We start from the raw sequence: 1,894 nt of genomic DNA on the forward strand, positions 1-1,894 counted from the left end.
CTGGGCGCCGCGCAGGAGGTGCGGGCGCTGGTCGCGACGGCGGTGCTGTTCGGCCTCGGCCGTATCCTCGCCCCCGGATCGGTCACGGCGGCGGGGCTGCTGGCGATCGTGCCGTTCATGGCGATCCTGGGCGTCGCCGCGATCGGGCAGCATCTGGTGATCCAGCAACGCGGGCTCGATCTGTCGGTCGCGGGCGCGATCTCGCTGGCGGCGGTGCTGGTCACCGCGCTGCCGCCGACCGGCAGCGGGGCGGCGGCGACGGCACTGTACGTGCTGCTCGCGCTCGCGGCGGGCGTCGCGGGCGGGCTGGTCAACGGCGCGCTGGTGGCGTGGCTGCGGGTGCCGGCGCTGGTCACCACGATCGGGATGAACGCGGTGCTGCTGGGTATCACCCTGCTGATCTCCGGCGGCACGCCGCGCGCGGTGCCGGCGGGCCTGGGCCGCATCGCGCTGGCGCGCAGCCTCGGCATCCCGAACACGGTGTGGCTGCTGCTGCTGTTCGCGGCGGTGGCGACGCTGGTGATCGACCGCATGCCGGCGGGGCGGCGCTTCGTCGCGGTGGGGATGAACGCGGCGGCGGCGCGCGCGATCGCGATCCCCGTCGCGCGCTACCGGCTGATGACCTATGCGCTCGCCGGACTGTGCTATGCGACGGCGGGCGTGATGCTGGCCGGGTTCCTCAATATCCCCAGCCTGATGGCCGGCAACAGCTACATCCTGGCGAGCGTGGCGGCGGTGGTGGTCGGCGGCAACGCGATCGGCGGCGGCGCGCGGGCGAGCGTGCCGGCCACGGTGATCGGCGCGGTGTTCCTGACGTATCTGGGGCAGCTTGTGCTCTCGCTCGGTTTCGAGCGGTCGATGCAGGACATCGTGGAGGCGGCGATCGTGATCGCGGGCGTCGGGCTGCCGACGCTGACGCAGTGGCGACGTTGAGCAGGCTCGCCCAAATGGACGCGCAACGGGACGCGGTGCCAGAGGCCGCGCGGGAGGCCGGGGCGGCGCCGGCGCTGCGGCTGCGCGGCATCTGCCGGTCGTTCGGGCCGGTGATGGCGCTGCGGCCGATCGACCTCGACATCCTGCCGGGCGAGGTCCACGCCATCGTGGGCGAGAACGGCGCCGGCAAATCGACGTTGATCGCCATCGCGGCGGGCGTGCTGGCGCCGGACCGGGGCGAACTGATCTGCGGCGACACGCCGATCCGCGCGCCGACGCCGGCGGCGATGCGCGCGCACGGCGTGGCGGTCGCGTTCCAGCACCCTGCCCTCGCCCCCGATCTGACGGTGCTGGAGAACATGGCGCTGGCGGCGCCACGTCTGGCGCGCGACGCGGCGGCGGCGGCGGCGCTGATCGCGCGCGTGGCGCTGCCGCATCTGCGCCCGCCGACCGGGCGGCGCGTCGCGGAGCTGTCGATCGCGCAGCGCCACGTGGTGGAGATCGCGCTGGCGCTGGCGACGGCGCCGCGCGTGCTGTTCCTCGACGAGCCGACCGAGCCGTTCCAGCAGGCGGACGTGGCGCAGCTGTTCGCGCTGGTGCGCGCGCTGCGGGCCGAGGGGGTGGCGATCGTCTATGTGTCGCACCGGCTGCACGAGGTCGCGCAGATCGCCGACCGCGTGACCGTGCTGCGCGACGGGGCGCGCGTGGACACGCGCCCGGCCGGCGCGATCACGCAGGACGAGATCGTGACGCTGATCGCCGGGCGACCGATGGCGCAGATGTTTCCGCCGAAACCGCCAGGGGCAGCCGCAGGGGCAGCGGCGGGGGCAGCGGCGGGGGAAGCGGTGCTGACGGTGGACGGCCTCGGCGGCGCCGGCTTCCGCGACGTGCGCCTCGCGGCCCGGGCGGGCGAGATCGTCGGGCTGGCCGGCGTCGAGGGACAGGGGCAGCGCGCCTTCCT

2 protein-coding genes are annotated in these 1,894 nt (G+C 75.1%); both read left to right on the top strand.

The genetic code is table 11. The annotated features are described in order from the left end of the window. The coding region (locus B8460_RS00180; RefSeq protein WP_084623035.1) for an ABC transporter permease at positions 1-933 on the top strand (933 nt) is incomplete at its 5' end. Positions 934-947: 14 nt separating this feature from the next. Next, positions 948-1,894: ATP-binding cassette domain-containing protein (locus B8460_RS00185; protein WP_048859552.1), on the top strand; the 947-nt coding region annotated here is incomplete at its 3' end.

The organism is Acidisphaera rubrifaciens HS-AP3, from assembly GCF_000964365.1.
Taxonomy (GTDB): domain Bacteria; phylum Pseudomonadota; class Alphaproteobacteria; order Acetobacterales; family Acetobacteraceae; genus Acidisphaera; species Acidisphaera rubrifaciens.